Origin of the sequence: Reyranella sp. (assembly GCF_965227665.1) — a bacterium.
GTDB lineage: Bacteria > Pseudomonadota > Alphaproteobacteria > Reyranellales > Reyranellaceae > Reyranella.
This window is the reverse complement of sequence record NZ_OZ245767.1, coordinates 4201432-4215194: the sequence shown is the minus strand read 5'-3', so window position 1 is coordinate 4215194 and position 13763 is coordinate 4201432. Positions and strand designations below refer to the sequence as shown.

The window sequence follows — 13763 nt, the reverse complement described above, 5'->3', positions numbered from 1 at the left end:
CGTGCCGCGCTACAAGCTCACGATCGAATATGACGGCGCGCCGTTCGTCGGATGGCAGCGCCAGCCAAACGGACCTTCGGTGCAGGCCGCGCTCGAAGAGGCGGTGTTCGCCTTCACCGGCGAGCGACCGCCCGTCCAGGCCGCCGGCCGCACCGACACCGGCGTCCATGCGCGTGGTCAGGTCGTGCATCTCGACCTTTCCAGCGAGCGGCCGGTCGAGACCATCCGCTCGGCGATCAACTTCCACCTGAAACCGCAGCCGGTCTCGGTCCTCACCGCCGAACTCGCGCCGCCCGGCTTCCATGCCCGCTTCTCGGCGACATGGCGGCGCTACCGCTATCGCATCATCAACCGTCGTGCGCCGCCCGCGCTCGATCGCGGCCAGCTCTGGCACGTGCCGGTCGCTCTCGACGTCGCGCGGATGGCGGATGCGGCCACCGTGCTGGTCGGCCACCACGACTTCAACAGCTTCCGCTCGACCGCCTGCCAGGCGCCCTCGGCGCTGAAGACGCTCGACCTGCTCGAGGTCACGCGCCACGGCGAGGAGATCCATGTCGACGTCGGCTCGCGCTCCTTCCTGCACAACCAGGTGCGCATCCTGGTGGGCACCCTGCATCTCGTCGGTCGCGGCCAGTGGAGCCGCGGCGATGTCGAGGCGGCGCTCGCCGCGCGCGATCGTACCCGCGCCGGTCCGACGGCGCCGCCGCACGGCCTCTGCCTGATGGAAGTACGCTACGAGTTAGGCGCCGGCCGCGAGGGCGATGCCGAGGAAGCGGTCGACGATCAGTGAGATGAAGAGCGAGGGCACCCAGTTGACGACCAGCAGCAGCGTCGCGACCGGCCAGGCCACGCCCAGCGTGGCCCGCGTCGTCGTCAGGAACCAGTAGAAGAAGAGCGCCTGCAGCGCGACCCGGACGAGCTCGGCAGGCACCGCCGGCAGCAGGGTCGACAGCACCACGCCGATCACGGCGATGATCATCGCCGGCAGGTTGACCCAGTTCAGCGCCGAGATGTAGCGCGGGAACAGGCCGAGCCAGTTGCGCCGTCGCGCGATCTCGTAGAACAGCACCGGGAACAGCAGCCAGTCGACGACGTAGCGCAGCGCCTCGACAAGCACGATCTCCAGTTCGTCGGCCGTCGAGGTCACGCTCGTGTAGCGCAGAAGCATCAGCGTGATGTGCAGCGGCGCGACCAGGATCATCACCTGGAACGAGCGGACGCAGGCTTCCAGCGTATTGTCGAAGTAGGATGGGGCGGCCGGGTCGCGCTTCAGAAGTCCAAGCGCGCCCTGCATGCCGCGGGCGATTTCACCAGTGCTGATCACGCGCGTCTCAGGGCGCGAAGTAACGGTCGAGTACCGTTTCGTAGACGCGCGCCAGCATCTTGAGGTCGGCAACCGCGCTCTTCTCGTCGACCTTGTGCATGCTCTCGCCGACCAGCCCGAATTCGAGGACCGGACAGTAGCTGCGGATGAAGCGCGCATCCGACGTACCGCCGGTGGTCGACAGTTCGGTCTCGACACCGGCTACGTCGCGCACCGCGCCGGCCACCAGGTCGCTGAGCGGCCCCGGCGGCGTGTAGAACGACTCGCCCGAGACCTGGACGCTGTAGTCGACGGTACCGTTTCCGCCCAGCGCCTCGTTGGCGCGCTCGATCCGCTCCTTGAGATGCGCCAGCAGGGTCTTCGAGGTCCAGAGATCGTTGAAGCGCGTGTTGAAGCGCGCCTTGGCGACGCCCGGCGCGATGTTGGTCGCCGGGTTGCCGACGTCCACGGTGGTGAACTGCAGCGAGGTCGGCTGGAAATGCGTACTGCCCTTGTCGATCGGCTCGCGCACCAGCGCTTCGATGATCGCCGACAGGCGATGGACGGCATTGTCGAGCCGTTCAGGGTAAGCCACATGCCCCTGCACGCCGCGCACGACCAAGTCGACGGTCATGCTGCCACGCCGGCCGATCTTCATCATGTCGCCGAAGCGCTTCGAACTCGTCGGCTCGCCGACGATGCAGGCGTCGATCGTCTCGCCGCGGTCGGCCAGCCGCTGCAGCATCTTGACCGTGCCGTTGACCGCCGGGCCCTCCTCGTCGCCGGTGATCAGCAGGCTGATCGAACCGCCGAAATCGCGGCCGCGACGGCTGAGGAAACGCGACGCGGCGTCGGTGAAGGCGGCAATAGCGCCCTTCATGTCGGCGGCGCCGCGTCCGAACAGGTAGCCGCCCGACAGTTCGGCCGCGAACGGACCGATCGTCCATGAGGAAAGATCGCCCACCGGCACCACGTCGGAATGGCCGGCGAAGCAGAAATGCTTCCCGCCGGTGCCGATGCGGGCATAGAGGTTGGCGACGTCGTCGGTGCCGGCCTCGGTGAAATCCATGCGCTCGCACGCGAAGCCGAGCGGCGCCAGCGTCTGTTCCAGCAGCTGCAGGGCACCGGCTTCGCGCGGAGTCACGCTCTCGCAGCGCACGAGCGTGCGCGTCAGTTCGATGACATCGGTAACGTTGGTGCTGAGCGAATCGGGCATGGGCCGGACACTACAGGCCCGCCCCGGCCCTGAGAAGGGCGCAAAGAAAAGGGCGCCGTCAGGCCAGCCGGCGCCCAGTTTATTTGAGAGGAAGATTGTCTTGCTTGCTTAGGCTGACGCCGTCGAAAGGCTCAGGCCACCATGCGGTCGGCCTCCTGCAGGTTCACGGACACGAGCTGGGAAACGCCCCGCTCGGCCATGGTCACGCCGTAGAGCCGATCCATGCGCGCCATGGTGACGCGATGGTGGGTGATGATCAGGAAGCGCGTGTCGGTGCGGCCGGCGATGTCGTTCACCAGGCCGCAGAAGCGCTCCACGTTGAGGTCGTCCAGCGGCGCGTCGACCTCGTCCAGCACGCAGATCGGCGCCGGGTTGGTCATGAACACCGCGAACAGGAGCGACAGGGCCGTCAGGGCCTGCTCGCCACCCGAGAGCAGCGACATGACCTGCAGCTTCTTGCCCGGCGGGCTGGCGTGGATTTCGAGGCCAGCCTCCAGCGGATCCTCCGACTCGGTGAGCCGCAGCTCGGCCTTGCCGCCGCCGAACAGCTTGGTGAAGAGCTGCTGGAAATGGCCGCTCACCTGCTCGAAGGCGGCGAGGAAGCGCTCGCGGCCCTCGCGGTTCAGGCTCTGGATGCCCTGCCGCAGGCGGCCGATGGCGGCGACCAGGTCGTCGCGCTCGGTCGTCATGGCGGTGATCTGCTGCTCGAGTTCGTTGGCCTCTTCCTCGGCCCGCAGGTTCACGGCGCCCATCGTCTCGCGCTCGTGCACCAGCCGTTCGAGCTTGTGCTCGGCCTTGTCGAGCTCCGGCAGCTCCTCGATCGACTGGACCTCGGCCAAAGCGAGAACGCCGTCCGGCTCGCAGCGCAGTCGCTCGACGATGCGCTCGACCACGGTCTCGCGGTCCTTCGTCGCCTGCTCGACCTGCCCCTCGCGACGGACCCAGGTCTCGCGCGCCTGGGCCATCTCGGTCTCGGCCTGCCGCAGCGCCTTGTCGGATTCCGAAAGGCGCGTCTCGCCGATCGCCAGCCGGTCGGCGGCTTCCTGGCGGTTGAACTCGGCCTTCTCGATCTCCTCGGCGAGGACGAAGCGCTTCTCCTCGATCTCGGCCGGCTTGGCTTCGAGTTCGGCGATCGCTTCCGCGGTCTGCTCGCGCCGTGCATCGAGTTCGAGGATCTGGCCGTCGGCCTCGTGCAGGCGCTTGCTCCAGCCCTCATGGTCCTGCGCGATCTGCGCCAGGCGCTCGATGCGCATCTTGGAGTCGCGCGCGAGACGGTCGCACTGGCTTTCGGCCTCGACCAGCGCGGCCCGCAGTTCGGCGATGCGCACGCGCAGCGCGCCGGCTTCCGCCCGGTCCGCCTGGGTGTCGGAGATCGACGACAGGCGCGCCTCGCGGAAGGTGCGGCGCATCTCGACCTCGGCGATGTCGCCCAGCACTTCGGCGACCGTCGTCTCGATGCCCGCCAAGCGGGTGCGCAGCTGGTCGGTGCGGCGGGCGACCTCGACATGGCGGTCGCGCGCCTGCGTGGCGAGCCGCTCGGCCGTGGCAATCGCCGCCTGGGCCGCGCGCTCGGCGGCGCGGGTGGCTTCGCCGGCATCCTGTGCCTTGCGACGCGCGGCGTCGGCGACGCTGCGCTCGTTGGTGCGGGCCAGCTCGACGCAGATCTTCTCGGCCTCGCGCGCTGCGGCGAGCCAGGTCTTCTCGGCATCGACGCGCGCCTGCTCGATCGTCTGCTCGGCGACGACGCCGTCGATCTGATGGCGAATCTCGGCCAGCCGGTTGCGCTGGCTCAGTCGCACCGCCGCGGTCGACGGCGCGCCGGCCCGCATCGTGTAGCCGTCCCAGCGCCAGACCGCGCCCTCGCGGGTGACGAGCTGCTGGCCGGGCTTGAGGGCTGCCTGCAGCGCCGCGCCGGTCTCGTCGTTGGCCACCACGCCAATGAAGGAAAGGCGGCGGGCCAGTTCCGGCAAGGCACCGACATGGGCCCCGAGCGGCGTCGCCCCTTCGGGCAGAGCCGGCGTCTCGGCCAGCGCCTCGAGCGGCAGCCAGTGCACCGGCGCGCCGCGATCCGACGAGGCTTCGAGCTCGTCGCCGAACGCCGCGCCCAGCGCCTTCTCGTAGCCCGGCTCGACGGAGAGGGCGTCGAGCAGCGGCGGCCACAGCGAATCGGCCGACGACTTCAGCGCCGCGGCGACTCCCGCCTCCTCGGCGCGCAGCTTGGTCAGGCGGGCGTTGGTCTTCTGCAGGGTCTCGACGGCAACGGCGTGGCTGGCTTCCGCCGCCTGCCGCTCGGCCGCACGCGCACGCTCCATGTCGAGCCGCTCGGCCTCGGCCTTGGCGACGGCCAAGCGCGCGGCGTCGGATTCGTAACGCTCGGCCTCGCGGGCCGCCTCGATCGACTCCTGGCCGCCGAGGCGCGCTTCCTCGAGCGCGGTGCGGGCGGCTTCGAGTTCGGCCTCGACCTCCGGCAGCGCCGGCAGGTTCGAGAGTTCGGCTTCCAGCTGGCGCTGCTGGGCCGTGACTTCGTCACGACGCGAGGTCAGGCGGCGCAGCCGGTCCTGCAGGTCCGCGATCTCGCGCGACACGCTCTGGCGAAGCGCCTCGTCGTCGGCGATCTGGCGGGTCAGACGATCGAGTGCGGCCTCCGCCGAATTGGTCTCGGTGCGTGCAGTGTCGCGGGCTTCCTGGGCGGCTTCGGCGCGCTCATCCTCGCCGACCCGCTCTTCCTCGAGACGGACGCGCTGGCTGTCGAGATCGGAAATCGCGGTCTCGGCATCGCCCTTGCGGCCGCGCTCGCGCGCGAGATCGTGCTCGGTCTGCTGCAGCCGACGCCCGGCCTCGAGCTGGGCGGCGGCGACCCGCGAGGCCTCCGCGGTCAGGGCATCGTGCGCCACGCGCAGACGCTGGAGCGCCGCGGCAGCGGCGGCCTCCTCGTTGCGCAGCGGCGGCAGCGAGGTCGCGGCTTCCGCCTGCGCCGTGGTGGCGAGGCCGACCAGCCGCGTCAGGTCGGAGACCTGGGCCTCCGCTTCCTTAAGTCGCTCGCTGGAGTTCGCGAGATCACGCTCGGCATTGGCCAGCTTCAGCGCCAGCACGGAGGCTTCGGCGCGTCGGATGTGATCCGACAGGTTGCGGTAGCGGCTGGCCTGGCGGGCCTGGCGCTTCAGCCCCTTGTGCTGCTCCTCGAGGGCGACAAGCACGTCCTGCACGCGGGCCAGGTTCTGTTCGGCGGCCCGCAGGCGCAGCTCGGCCTCGTGACGGCGGGCATAGAGGCCGGTGATGCCGGCCGCCTCGTCGATGACGCCGCGACGGTCGACCGGCTTGGCGTTGATCAGCGTGCCGATGCGGCCCTGGCTGACCAGCGCGGTCGAACGCGAGCCGGTGGCCGAGTCGGCAAACAGCGTCTGCACGTCGCGCGCCCGGATCTCGCGTCCGTTCACCGAATAGGCCGAGCCGTGGCCGCGCTCGATGCGGCGCACGACGTCGAGCTGGTCGGTGTCGTTCACCATCGCCGGCGCGGTGCGGGTCTTGTTGTCCAGCGTCAGCATCACCTCGGCGATGTTGCGCGCCGGCCGCTGGCCGGAGCCGGCGAAGATGACGTCCTCCATCTCACTGCCGCGCATCTGCTTGGCGGAGGTCTCGCCCATCACCCACTTCAGCGCCTCGACCAGGTTCGACTTGCCGCAGCCATTGGGCCCGACGATCCCGGTCATGCCGGGCTCGATCGTAAGCTCCGTCGGATCGACGAAGGACTTGAAGCCGGAGAGCCGGAGCTTGTCGAACTGGACCATTTACACCACGCCTGTCTGGTTACGTGCTTGGAGTGCCTACTTGGCGAGCTTGCCGAACACGCCGTCGAGTTCCTCGACGGAGCGCGCGCCACGATAGAGCTGGCCGTTGATGAACAGGGTCGGCGTCGAGTTGACGCCCATCGCCTCGCCGCCCTGGTAGTCCTTGATCACCGCATTGCTCATCGCGTCGCTGGCGAGGCAGGCCTTGATCTCGTTCTCGCCCATGCCGGCGATGCGCAGCGGCTTGGCGAGCTCGGCCAGCGGATCCGCCGCCGTCGCCCATTGCGGCTGGCCGCGGAAGATGATGTCGAGCACGCCGAAATACTTGTCGTTGCCGGCGCATTCGGCGATCTGGGCGGCCTTGGCCGCGACCTGGTCGAGCGGGAAGTCGCGATAGACCAGCTTCACCTTGCCGGTATCGATCCACTTCTTCTTGATCTCGGGCAGGACCTGCGTGTGGAAATGCGCACAGTGCGAGCAGGTCAGCGAGGCATATTCGATCACCGTGATCGGCGCATTGGCGTCGCCCAGCACGTGATCGCCCGGCTGCACGGTCTCCAGACCGGCCTTGCTCGGGGCCGACGCCGCCGCGACGGGCGGCGGCCCGGACGCAGGCGCGCGGGTGCCGAAATAGACGGCGCCAGCAATCGCTGCCACCGCCACGACTCCGCCGGCGACGATCAAGATATTCCGCATTTTCCTTAGTCCTCTCCACTACATCTTGGGAATTCCGCCTGTGGGGAGTCAAACGTTAACGGCCCACCTGACGTAAAATCGCTGCGATGGCGTCGATTCCCCCCGGATTGCCGTACCCCTGCTCATTGATGAACACGGTCGGGGTTGAATTGACGCCCAGCGCCTGGCCGGACTGCACGTCGGCGATGACTTTGTCCAAAAGCCGGTCGTTGGCGATGCAGGCCTGCGCCTCGGCCTCGCTCACCCCCTGCTCGACCAGCACGCTCATCAGGTCCGCCGCCGGATCGGAGGCGGTGAGCCACTGGACCTGCGTCCGGAACAGCGTGTCGACCGCGGCAAAGAACTTCTCGGGCCCGGCACACTCCGCCAGGAGGCTGGCGCGCGTGGCCAGCGCATCCGACGGGTAGTGGCGATGCACCAGCTTCAGCTTGCCGGTGTCGATCCAGTCGCGTTTCAGGGCCGGCATGACGGCGTTGTTGAAGGTGGCGCAATGCGGACAGGTGAAGGAGGCGTAGTCGATCAGCACGTTGGGAGCGTCGGGATTGCCCAGAACGTGATCGCCGGGCTGCGGATCGAGGAACCGGGCCGGCGATTGGGCCTGCGCCCGCCTCTCGTCGCCGAGACAGAGCGCTCCCAGGCCGCCCAGCAGGAAACCCCGCCGCCCGGCAACAATGCGCGCCCCCAGCCGGGTCAGCACCGCCCGCAGCTCGGGATCCTGGACCGAAGCGGTGCGGCTGGCCACCTCCTGCTCGATCACCGGATCGGGGCGTTGGGCTTTGGGTGCGGTGCGCGGCGGCGCGATGACTCCCTGCACGATGCGCACGTCGTCGATCATCCTGTGCCCGAAATAGGCGTTCACCCGTTCCACGATCTGGCCGCTCCTGTGCTGGACCTCGAGGGCAGCAGCGCCGGAAACCTTCAGCCGCAAGGCCTTGCCCGCCCGCGCGCCGCGCCCGGCCAGGAGCGCATCGGGCCGCGTCGTGCGCGCCAGATCCGGCCCGACGACCGCCGGCCAGTCGGCCTTCAGGCGCACGAGAGCGTTGCTGCGGCCGCCCTTGGCTCCATCGCGGGCGATGCCCGAGGTGAGCTTCTGGGCCAGACCGCCGATCGCGCGGAAGCCGTTTTCGCGCATGGACCCTTTCAAACTCCGCTCCGTATGGTAGGCCACGCTCCACCGACTGACCATGACACACGCCGACCGACTGCTCGCCTGGTATGATCGACATCGTCGCACCCTCCCCTGGCGCGCAGCCCCAGGAGAACGCACGGCGCCTTACCGTGTCTGGCTGTCGGAGATCATGCTGCAGCAGACCACCGTCGCCACGGTGGGCGAGTATTTCCGCCGCTTCGTCGAACGCTGGCCCACCGTCGAGGCCCTGGCCGCCGCGCCGCTCGACGAGGTGCTCTCGGCCTGGGCGGGTCTCGGCTACTACGCCCGCGCGCGCAACCTGCATGCCTGCGCCCAGGCCGTCGCCAACGACCATGGCGGCCGCTTTCCCGAGGACGAGGCGGGCCTGCTCGCCCTGCCCGGCATCGGCCGCTACACGGCGGCGGCGATCCAGGCGATCGCCTTCGACCGTCCCGCCTCGGCGGTCGACGGCAATGTCGAGCGGGTGATCGCCCGCCTCTACGCCATCGACACGCCGCTGCCCGATGCCAAACCCGACATCCAGGTCCGCGCCGCCCGGCTGGTGCCGCAGCAGCGCGCCGGCGACTACGCCCAGGCGATGATGGATCTCGGCGCCACCGTCTGCATTCCGCGCAACCCGCGCTGCGTCATCTGCCCGCTGATGCAGGGCTGCAAGGGCCGCCGGCAGGGCATCGCCGAGGATCTGCCGCGGCGGGCCCCCAAGACCGAGAAGCCGACGCGACGCGGCCTCGCCTTCGTGCTGCTGCGCAAGGACGGCGCCGTGCTGCTGCGCAAGCGGCCGACGAAGGGACTGCTGGGTGGCATGGACGAGGTCCCGTCGAGCCCCTGGCGCGAGGGCCCGTTCGTCGCGGCGACGGCGCTCGCGGAAGCCCCGGTCCCGGCGCGCTGGACGGTTATGGACGGGCTGGTGCGTCACACCTTCACGCACTTCCATCTGGAACTCACCGTCGCGCGCGCCATGGCGACGACGGGCCGGCTCGCCGCCCTGGCGCCCGGGACGAGCTGGTCGGCGCTCGACCGGCTGGACGAGCGCGCTTTGCCCACGGTCATGCGCAAGGTCATCGAGCACGCGGTGAAGGCTTAGCAGCCCCGTCAGCGGTATCAGGATACCGGCTTCAGGGGTGCGACTCTCGTTTCGACTGATTCGTTTATTTCGATTGTTTCGTTTAATGAGAGGACTTGGCCCTTTTCAGCGGCCTTTTAGAGCCCCGCGCGGACCTGCTGACGGAGATGGTCGATCGGCAGGCGGGCGCCGGCGACGTCGACGTGCCAGAAAGTCCAGCCGTTGCAGGCCGGCGCGCCCTGCACCGCCGCGCCCACCTGATGGATCGAGCCGCGATGATCGCCCCGCGCATTGGAGGCGGACAACGAGCCGTCGGCGCGCACGCGGGCGTGCAACTGGCCGCTGGGATCGCTCAACACGGCGCCGGGCTGCAACAGACCGGACTCGATCAGCACACCGAACGGGATGCGCGGCTCGGCCCGCTTGCTGGGCTTGGGCGTCACATCCTCAGGCGCCAGCGGCTCGATCTGGGCGATGCGCTTGCGGGCGATGGCGGCATAGTCGGGATCGCGCTCGAGGCCGATGAAGCGGCGGCCGAGGCGACGGGCGACCGCGCCGGTCGTGCCGGTGCCGAAGAACGGATCGAGGATGACGTCGCCCGGATTGGACGCCGACATGATGCAGCGGAACAGGAGCGCCTCCGGCTTCTGCGTCGGATGGGCCTTCTTGCCGTCCTCGCCCTTCAGCCGTTCGCCGCCGGTGCAGAGCGGCAGCAGCCAGTCGGAGCGCATCTGGGTGCCCTCGTTCAGCTCCTTCATCGAATCGTAGTTGAAGGTGTACTTCTTGTTGGCGCGATCGCGCGCCGCCCAGATCAGCGTCTCGTGCGCGTTGGTGAAGCGCTTGCCGCGGAAGTTCGGCATCGGGTTCGACTTGCGCCAGACGATGTCGTTCAGCAGCCAGAAGCCCTGGTCCTGCAGCGCCGTGCCGATGCGGAAGATGTTGTGGTAGCTGCCGATCACCCACAGCGTGCCGCCGGGCTTCAGGGCCCGCCGCGCCGCCTTCAGCCAGGCGTTGGTGAACTGGTCGTAGCGCGCGAAGTCGGCAAACTTGTCCCAGTCGTCGTCGACCGCGTCGACCTTGCTGTGGTCGGGCCGCAGCAGCTCGCCGCCCAGCTGCAGATTGTAGGGCGGGTCGGCGAAGACCATGTCGACGGACGCTTCGGGCAGGCTCAGCATCAGGTCGATGCAATCGCCGACGAGGACGCGATCAAGTTTTTCCACAGGCATCTGTGGAAGATGAATCCACAGGCTCAGATGGTCAAGAATCTAATTGAATCAATTGCTTAGACACCATATCGAGTCGTGATCGCCAGCTGAACCACCATAAGTGGGGCGTCGCCGGGCCGCGCAGACCGGATCCTGGCTCGGATTGCGGAGTGCGGCCTGCTTCTTGAGGATGACCTCGTTTCGGGGACGGGGGACGCAGGCGGGATGGGCGGGACGCGATCACGTGAAGACGGTGAGGGTAGGGGCGGACTGAAGCGCCGTGAGGCGCTGGGCGCGGCGATGGCCGGCGGCGTCGCGCTTGCCGGTCTTTCGTCGCCCGCAAAGGCGGCCAGCGGCGTCCGTACCCTGACGTCACCCGAACAACTGCGCGCCAGCTACGACCACGTGATCGTGGGTGCGGGATCGGCAGGCTGCGTTCTCGCCCATCGGCTGGGACGGGCCGGGCGGCGCGTGCTCGTGATCGAGGCCGGCCTGCGCACGAACCTGCCGGCTGTCACGACCCCGCCGGCCTGGCCGACGCTTCAGGAGAGCGCGCTGGACTGGCGGTACATGACGACACCGCAGCCCGGGCTGGGCGGCCGCGCGATCACCTGTCCGCGCGGCAAGGCAGTGGGCGGATCGAGCATCATCAATGCGCTGGCCTACCAGCGCGGCCATGCGGCGGCGTACGACCGCTGGCCGGCCGGCTGGCGTCACGCCGACCTGCTGCCCTACTTCAAGCGCGCCGAGACTTTTTCCGGCGGCGCCAATGCCTGGCGCGGCGGCGACGGCCCGCTGCATGTCCTCTCGCTGGCCGACGTCACGGACCGCACACCGGTCGCCGCGGCCTTCATGGCAGCCGCGCAGGAATCGGGATTCCCGCTGACGCCCGACCTCGGCGGGGAAAGCACGACCGGCGTGGGCTGGAACCAGCTCAGCATCAAGGGCCAGCGGCGCGACGACGCCGCGACGGCCTATCTCGACAGTCTGGAGAGCGGTCCTGGAGAGACCCAGGTCGATCTGCTCGCCGGCACCGAGGTGCTCGGCCTCGAAATCGAGCGCGGCCGCTGCCTGGGCGTGCGCCTGGCCGAACGGGTCGTGCGGCCCGAGGGCGACGTGCTGCTCTGCGCCGGGGCGATCGATTCGCCGCGCCTGCTGATGCTGTCGGGCATCGGCCCGGCCGACGAGCTGCGGGCGCAGGGAATCGCCAGCGCCGCCGACCTGCCGGACGTGGGTCGCCATCTTGAGGATCACCTGCTGCTGGCCGGCGTGGCCTACCAGGCGCGTCGCCCGGTCCCCGCCTCGCATTACAATCACTGCGACTCGCTGCTCTACGTGCCGCACGCGACGGCCGGCGAGAGCCCCGACATTCTGATCATGTGCCTGTCTGTGCCGTTCGTGCGGCCGACCGTCGGACCTCTTTCCGCCCCGGCCTATGTCCTGGTGCCCTGCCACCTGCGGCCGCGCAGCCGCGGCACCGTCAGGCTCGCCTCCCGCGATCCGCGGGCCGCGGCGATCATCGATCCGAACTATCTGGGCGAACCCGACGATCTCGCGGTGCTGGCGAAGGGCGTCGAGATCGCGCGCGAGATCGGCGCGGCAAAGGCCTTCGACGACTGGCGGGCGAGCGAGGTCTATCCCGGACCGGCCTGGACGAGCGAAGCCGGCCGCCACGACTTCATCCGCCGGGCGACGGATTCGTTCCACCATCCCACCGGCACCTGCCGCCTCGGCGACGTCGTCGACGACGTCCTGCGCGTGAAGGGCATCATGGGCTTGCGCGTCATCGACGCGTCGGTCCTGCCCGGCCTGCCCGCGGCGATGAGCAACGCCGCCGTGACCGCGGTCGCCGAAAGGGCGAGCGACCTCGTGCTGGCGGGATAGCGACCGACGTCGCCCGCCGCCTCAGGCGCGGTTGCGCCGGAACAGCAGCGCGACGATCACGCCGCCCAGTACCGAGGCCAGAACCATGATCACGAACAAGCCACCCGCCGCCATCAGCGCGTAGCTGCGCGCCTTGGCCTCGGCTTCATCGACCCTCTTGTCGATGAGCTTCCGCACCTCGCCGACCTGCGCGGCCATCTCGTCCCGCAGCGCCTTCAGTTCCGGCCCGATGGCGCGGGCACGCTCCGCGGCGGTCTCCTTGCCCTTTTCGATCGCTTCTCGCGCAGCGGGCGGTGTCTGAACCGGCGCTGGCTGGGCCCAGGCGGCCCCGGCTCCCGACGTCATCAGGCCGAGAAAGAGGATCAGGGACGGGAGAAGTCTGGACATGCGCGGCCTCATCGGATTGGTCCCGGCATAAACGCAGGCCTGAAGAAATCCCGCAAGAGCCCACTACGGGCAACTTTTCTACGGCAGCAGACGGGTCCAGCGCGCGAGGGTGAAGGCGATGCCGGCGAGGTACAGGGGGCCGAAGATCGACTTGTTGTGCCGTGCCAGCCACTCGGGAAGATAGATGTCGAAGTTCGCGCGACGATCGTCCGTATGTCGCGCGGCAACGGCGGTGAGCGGACACGTCCATCCGTTGAAGGCGAGCACGACGACCTCGCCCGTGACGAGGCCGATCGACAGCGCGGCGTTTGGGTAGTCGGCGCGCGCGGCGAAAAACCAGATCGCCGCGATGCACGCCACGAAGAACAACCACACGATCGTATGCGCGGCCCTGATCAGTGTCAGGAACGAGCCGTTTTCCGGCCGATCCCGCGGGACCACCTCAGGCGGTTTCCTCGGCAATCGCCTTCTTCACGGTCGGTCGCTCGGACATGCGGCGGCGGTGATCGACCACGCGCGGGATGCGCGCGAGGTCGACGCCGTCCTTCTCCAGCCACTGGGCCAGCGTGAACAGGTAGGGATCGCAGACCGTGTAGTGGTCGCCCATCACCCAGGGGCCCTTCAGCATCTCGCGCTCGATCAGCTCGAAGCCGGCGCCGACCGATTCCGGCACCTTGCGCTTCATGGCGGCGATCGAATGCGCGTCGTCGGCATCGACCCAGCGATGGCCGCGCATGCGGTGGGCGTGGGCCACGTGCACGCTCGAGCAGAGATAGGAATTGAACGACTGGATCTGCGCGAAGAAGAACGGATCGTCCATCGGCGCGAGTCGCGCCTGCGGGAAGCGCTGCGCGACATAGACCAGCATCGCCGGCGTCTCGGTGAGGACTCCGTTGTCGGTCACCAGCGCCGGCACGCGGCCCTTGGGATTGATCTTCAGGTACTCGGGCGACTTCTGCTGTTCCGTCGCGAAGTCGATGCGCACCGTCGAATAGTCGGCGCCGACCTCCTCCAGCACGATGTGCGTGGCGAGCGAGCAGGAACTGGCGGTGTAATAGAGCTTGAGCATGA

The 13763-nt window shown here is 69.0% G+C and carries 12 protein-coding genes; 3 read left to right on the top strand and 9 right to left on the bottom strand.

The window, feature by feature from the left end; all coding sequences use genetic code 11:
* Position 1: 1 nt before the first annotated feature.
* A complete protein-coding gene (gene truA / locus ACO07I_RS20370) occupies positions 2–790 on the top strand; it encodes a tRNA pseudouridine(38-40) synthase TruA (RefSeq protein ID WP_422010524.1) in 789 nt (262 codons plus the stop codon).
* On the opposite strand, the gene ACO07I_RS20365 is transcribed toward truA, so the two are convergent.
* The 5 genes from ACO07I_RS20365 to ACO07I_RS20345 form a co-directional block, all read right to left on the bottom strand.
* Complete coding sequence (locus ACO07I_RS20365; RefSeq protein ID WP_422010522.1) at positions 740–1324, bottom strand: hypothetical protein; 585 nt, start codon at positions 1322–1324, stop codon at positions 740–742. The genes truA and ACO07I_RS20365 overlap by 51 nt on opposite strands.
* 7 nt (positions 1325–1331) lie before the next feature.
* Entirely contained in the window at positions 1332–2519 is a 1188-nt protein-coding gene (gene dapE, locus ACO07I_RS20360; RefSeq protein WP_422010520.1) for a succinyl-diaminopimelate desuccinylase, read from the bottom strand.
* 131 nt (positions 2520–2650) lie between these two features.
* Positions 2651–6307, bottom strand: coding sequence for a chromosome segregation SMC family protein (locus tag ACO07I_RS20355; RefSeq protein WP_422010518.1), 3657 nt, complete (start codon positions 6305–6307; stop codon positions 2651–2653).
* Between the two features lie 36 nt (positions 6308–6343).
* Positions 6344–7003, bottom strand: a complete 660-nt coding sequence (locus ACO07I_RS20350; RefSeq protein WP_422010516.1) for a DsbA family protein — start codon at positions 7001–7003, stop codon at positions 6344–6346.
* Positions 7004–7058: 55 nt separating this feature from the next.
* On the bottom strand, positions 7059–8135 hold the full coding sequence (locus ACO07I_RS20345) for a DciA family protein (RefSeq protein WP_422010514.1): 1077 nt from the start codon (positions 8133–8135) through the stop codon (positions 7059–7061).
* Positions 8136–8187: 52 nt separating this feature from the next.
* Between ACO07I_RS20345 and mutY the strand changes: the two genes are divergently transcribed.
* Positions 8188–9237 (top strand): A/G-specific adenine glycosylase, encoded by a 1050-nt coding sequence (gene mutY / locus ACO07I_RS20340; RefSeq protein WP_422010512.1) that lies wholly within the window; start codon positions 8188–8190, stop codon positions 9235–9237.
* A gap of 116 nt (positions 9238–9353) precedes the next feature.
* Here mutY and ACO07I_RS20335 read toward each other — a convergent pair whose 3' ends face one another.
* Positions 9354–10442 carry a site-specific DNA-methyltransferase gene (locus tag ACO07I_RS20335; protein ID WP_422010510.1) on the bottom strand — a complete coding sequence of 363 codons (1089 nt, stop codon included), beginning with the start codon at positions 10440–10442 and terminating at the stop codon, positions 9354–9356.
* 204 nt (positions 10443–10646) lie between these two features.
* Here ACO07I_RS20335 and ACO07I_RS20330 point away from each other — a divergent pair, with 204 nt between their 5' ends.
* Positions 10647–12305, top strand: coding sequence for a GMC family oxidoreductase (locus ACO07I_RS20330; RefSeq protein WP_422010508.1), 1659 nt, complete (start codon positions 10647–10649; stop codon positions 12303–12305).
* A 21-nt stretch (positions 12306–12326) separates the two neighbouring features.
* On the opposite strand, the gene ACO07I_RS20325 is transcribed toward ACO07I_RS20330, so the two are convergent.
* From ACO07I_RS20325 to ACO07I_RS20315, 3 genes are all read right to left on the bottom strand, one after another.
* Positions 12327–12692, bottom strand: a complete 366-nt coding sequence (locus ACO07I_RS20325) for a hypothetical protein (RefSeq protein ID WP_422010506.1) — start codon at positions 12690–12692, stop codon at positions 12327–12329.
* Positions 12693–12770: 78 nt separating this feature from the next.
* A complete protein-coding gene (locus tag ACO07I_RS20320; protein WP_422010504.1) occupies positions 12771–13133 on the bottom strand; it encodes a hypothetical protein in 363 nt (120 codons plus the stop codon).
* Between the two features lies 1 nt (position 13134).
* Positions 13135–13761 carry a glutathione S-transferase family protein gene (locus ACO07I_RS20315; protein ID WP_422010502.1) on the bottom strand — a complete coding sequence of 209 codons (627 nt, stop codon included), beginning with the start codon at positions 13759–13761 and terminating at the stop codon, positions 13135–13137.
* Positions 13762–13763: the final 2 nt, after the last annotated feature.

What these genes read in the sequence shown, in the direction of transcription:
- dapE (WP_422010520.1), bottom strand. Translation starts at nt 2,519, where the DNA reads ATGCCCGATTCGCTCAGCACCAACGTTACCGATGTCATCGAACTGACG.
- ACO07I_RS20355 (WP_422010518.1), bottom strand. Translation starts at nt 6,307, where the DNA reads ATGGTCCAGTTCGACAAGCTCCGGCTCTCCGGCTTCAAGTCCTTCGTC.
- ACO07I_RS20350 (WP_422010516.1), bottom strand. Translation starts at nt 7,003, where the DNA reads ATGCGGAATATCTTGATCGTCGCCGGCGGAGTCGTGGCGGTGGCAGCG.
- ACO07I_RS20345 (WP_422010514.1), bottom strand. Translation starts at nt 8,135, where the DNA reads ATGCGCGAAAACGGCTTCCGCGCGATCGGCGGTCTGGCCCAGAAGCTC.
- mutY (WP_422010512.1), top strand. Translation starts at nt 8,188, where the DNA reads ATGACACACGCCGACCGACTGCTCGCCTGGTATGATCGACATCGTCGC.
- ACO07I_RS20335 (WP_422010510.1), bottom strand. Translation starts at nt 10,442, where the DNA reads ATGCCTGTGGAAAAACTTGATCGCGTCCTCGTCGGCGATTGCATCGAC.
- ACO07I_RS20330 (WP_422010508.1), top strand. Translation starts at nt 10,647, where the DNA reads ATGGGCGGGACGCGATCACGTGAAGACGGTGAGGGTAGGGGCGGACTG.
- ACO07I_RS20325 (WP_422010506.1), bottom strand. Translation starts at nt 12,692, where the DNA reads ATGTCCAGACTTCTCCCGTCCCTGATCCTCTTTCTCGGCCTGATGACG.
- ACO07I_RS20315 (WP_422010502.1), bottom strand. Translation starts at nt 13,761, where the DNA reads ATGCTCAAGCTCTATTACACCGCCAGTTCCTGCTCGCTCGCCACGCAC.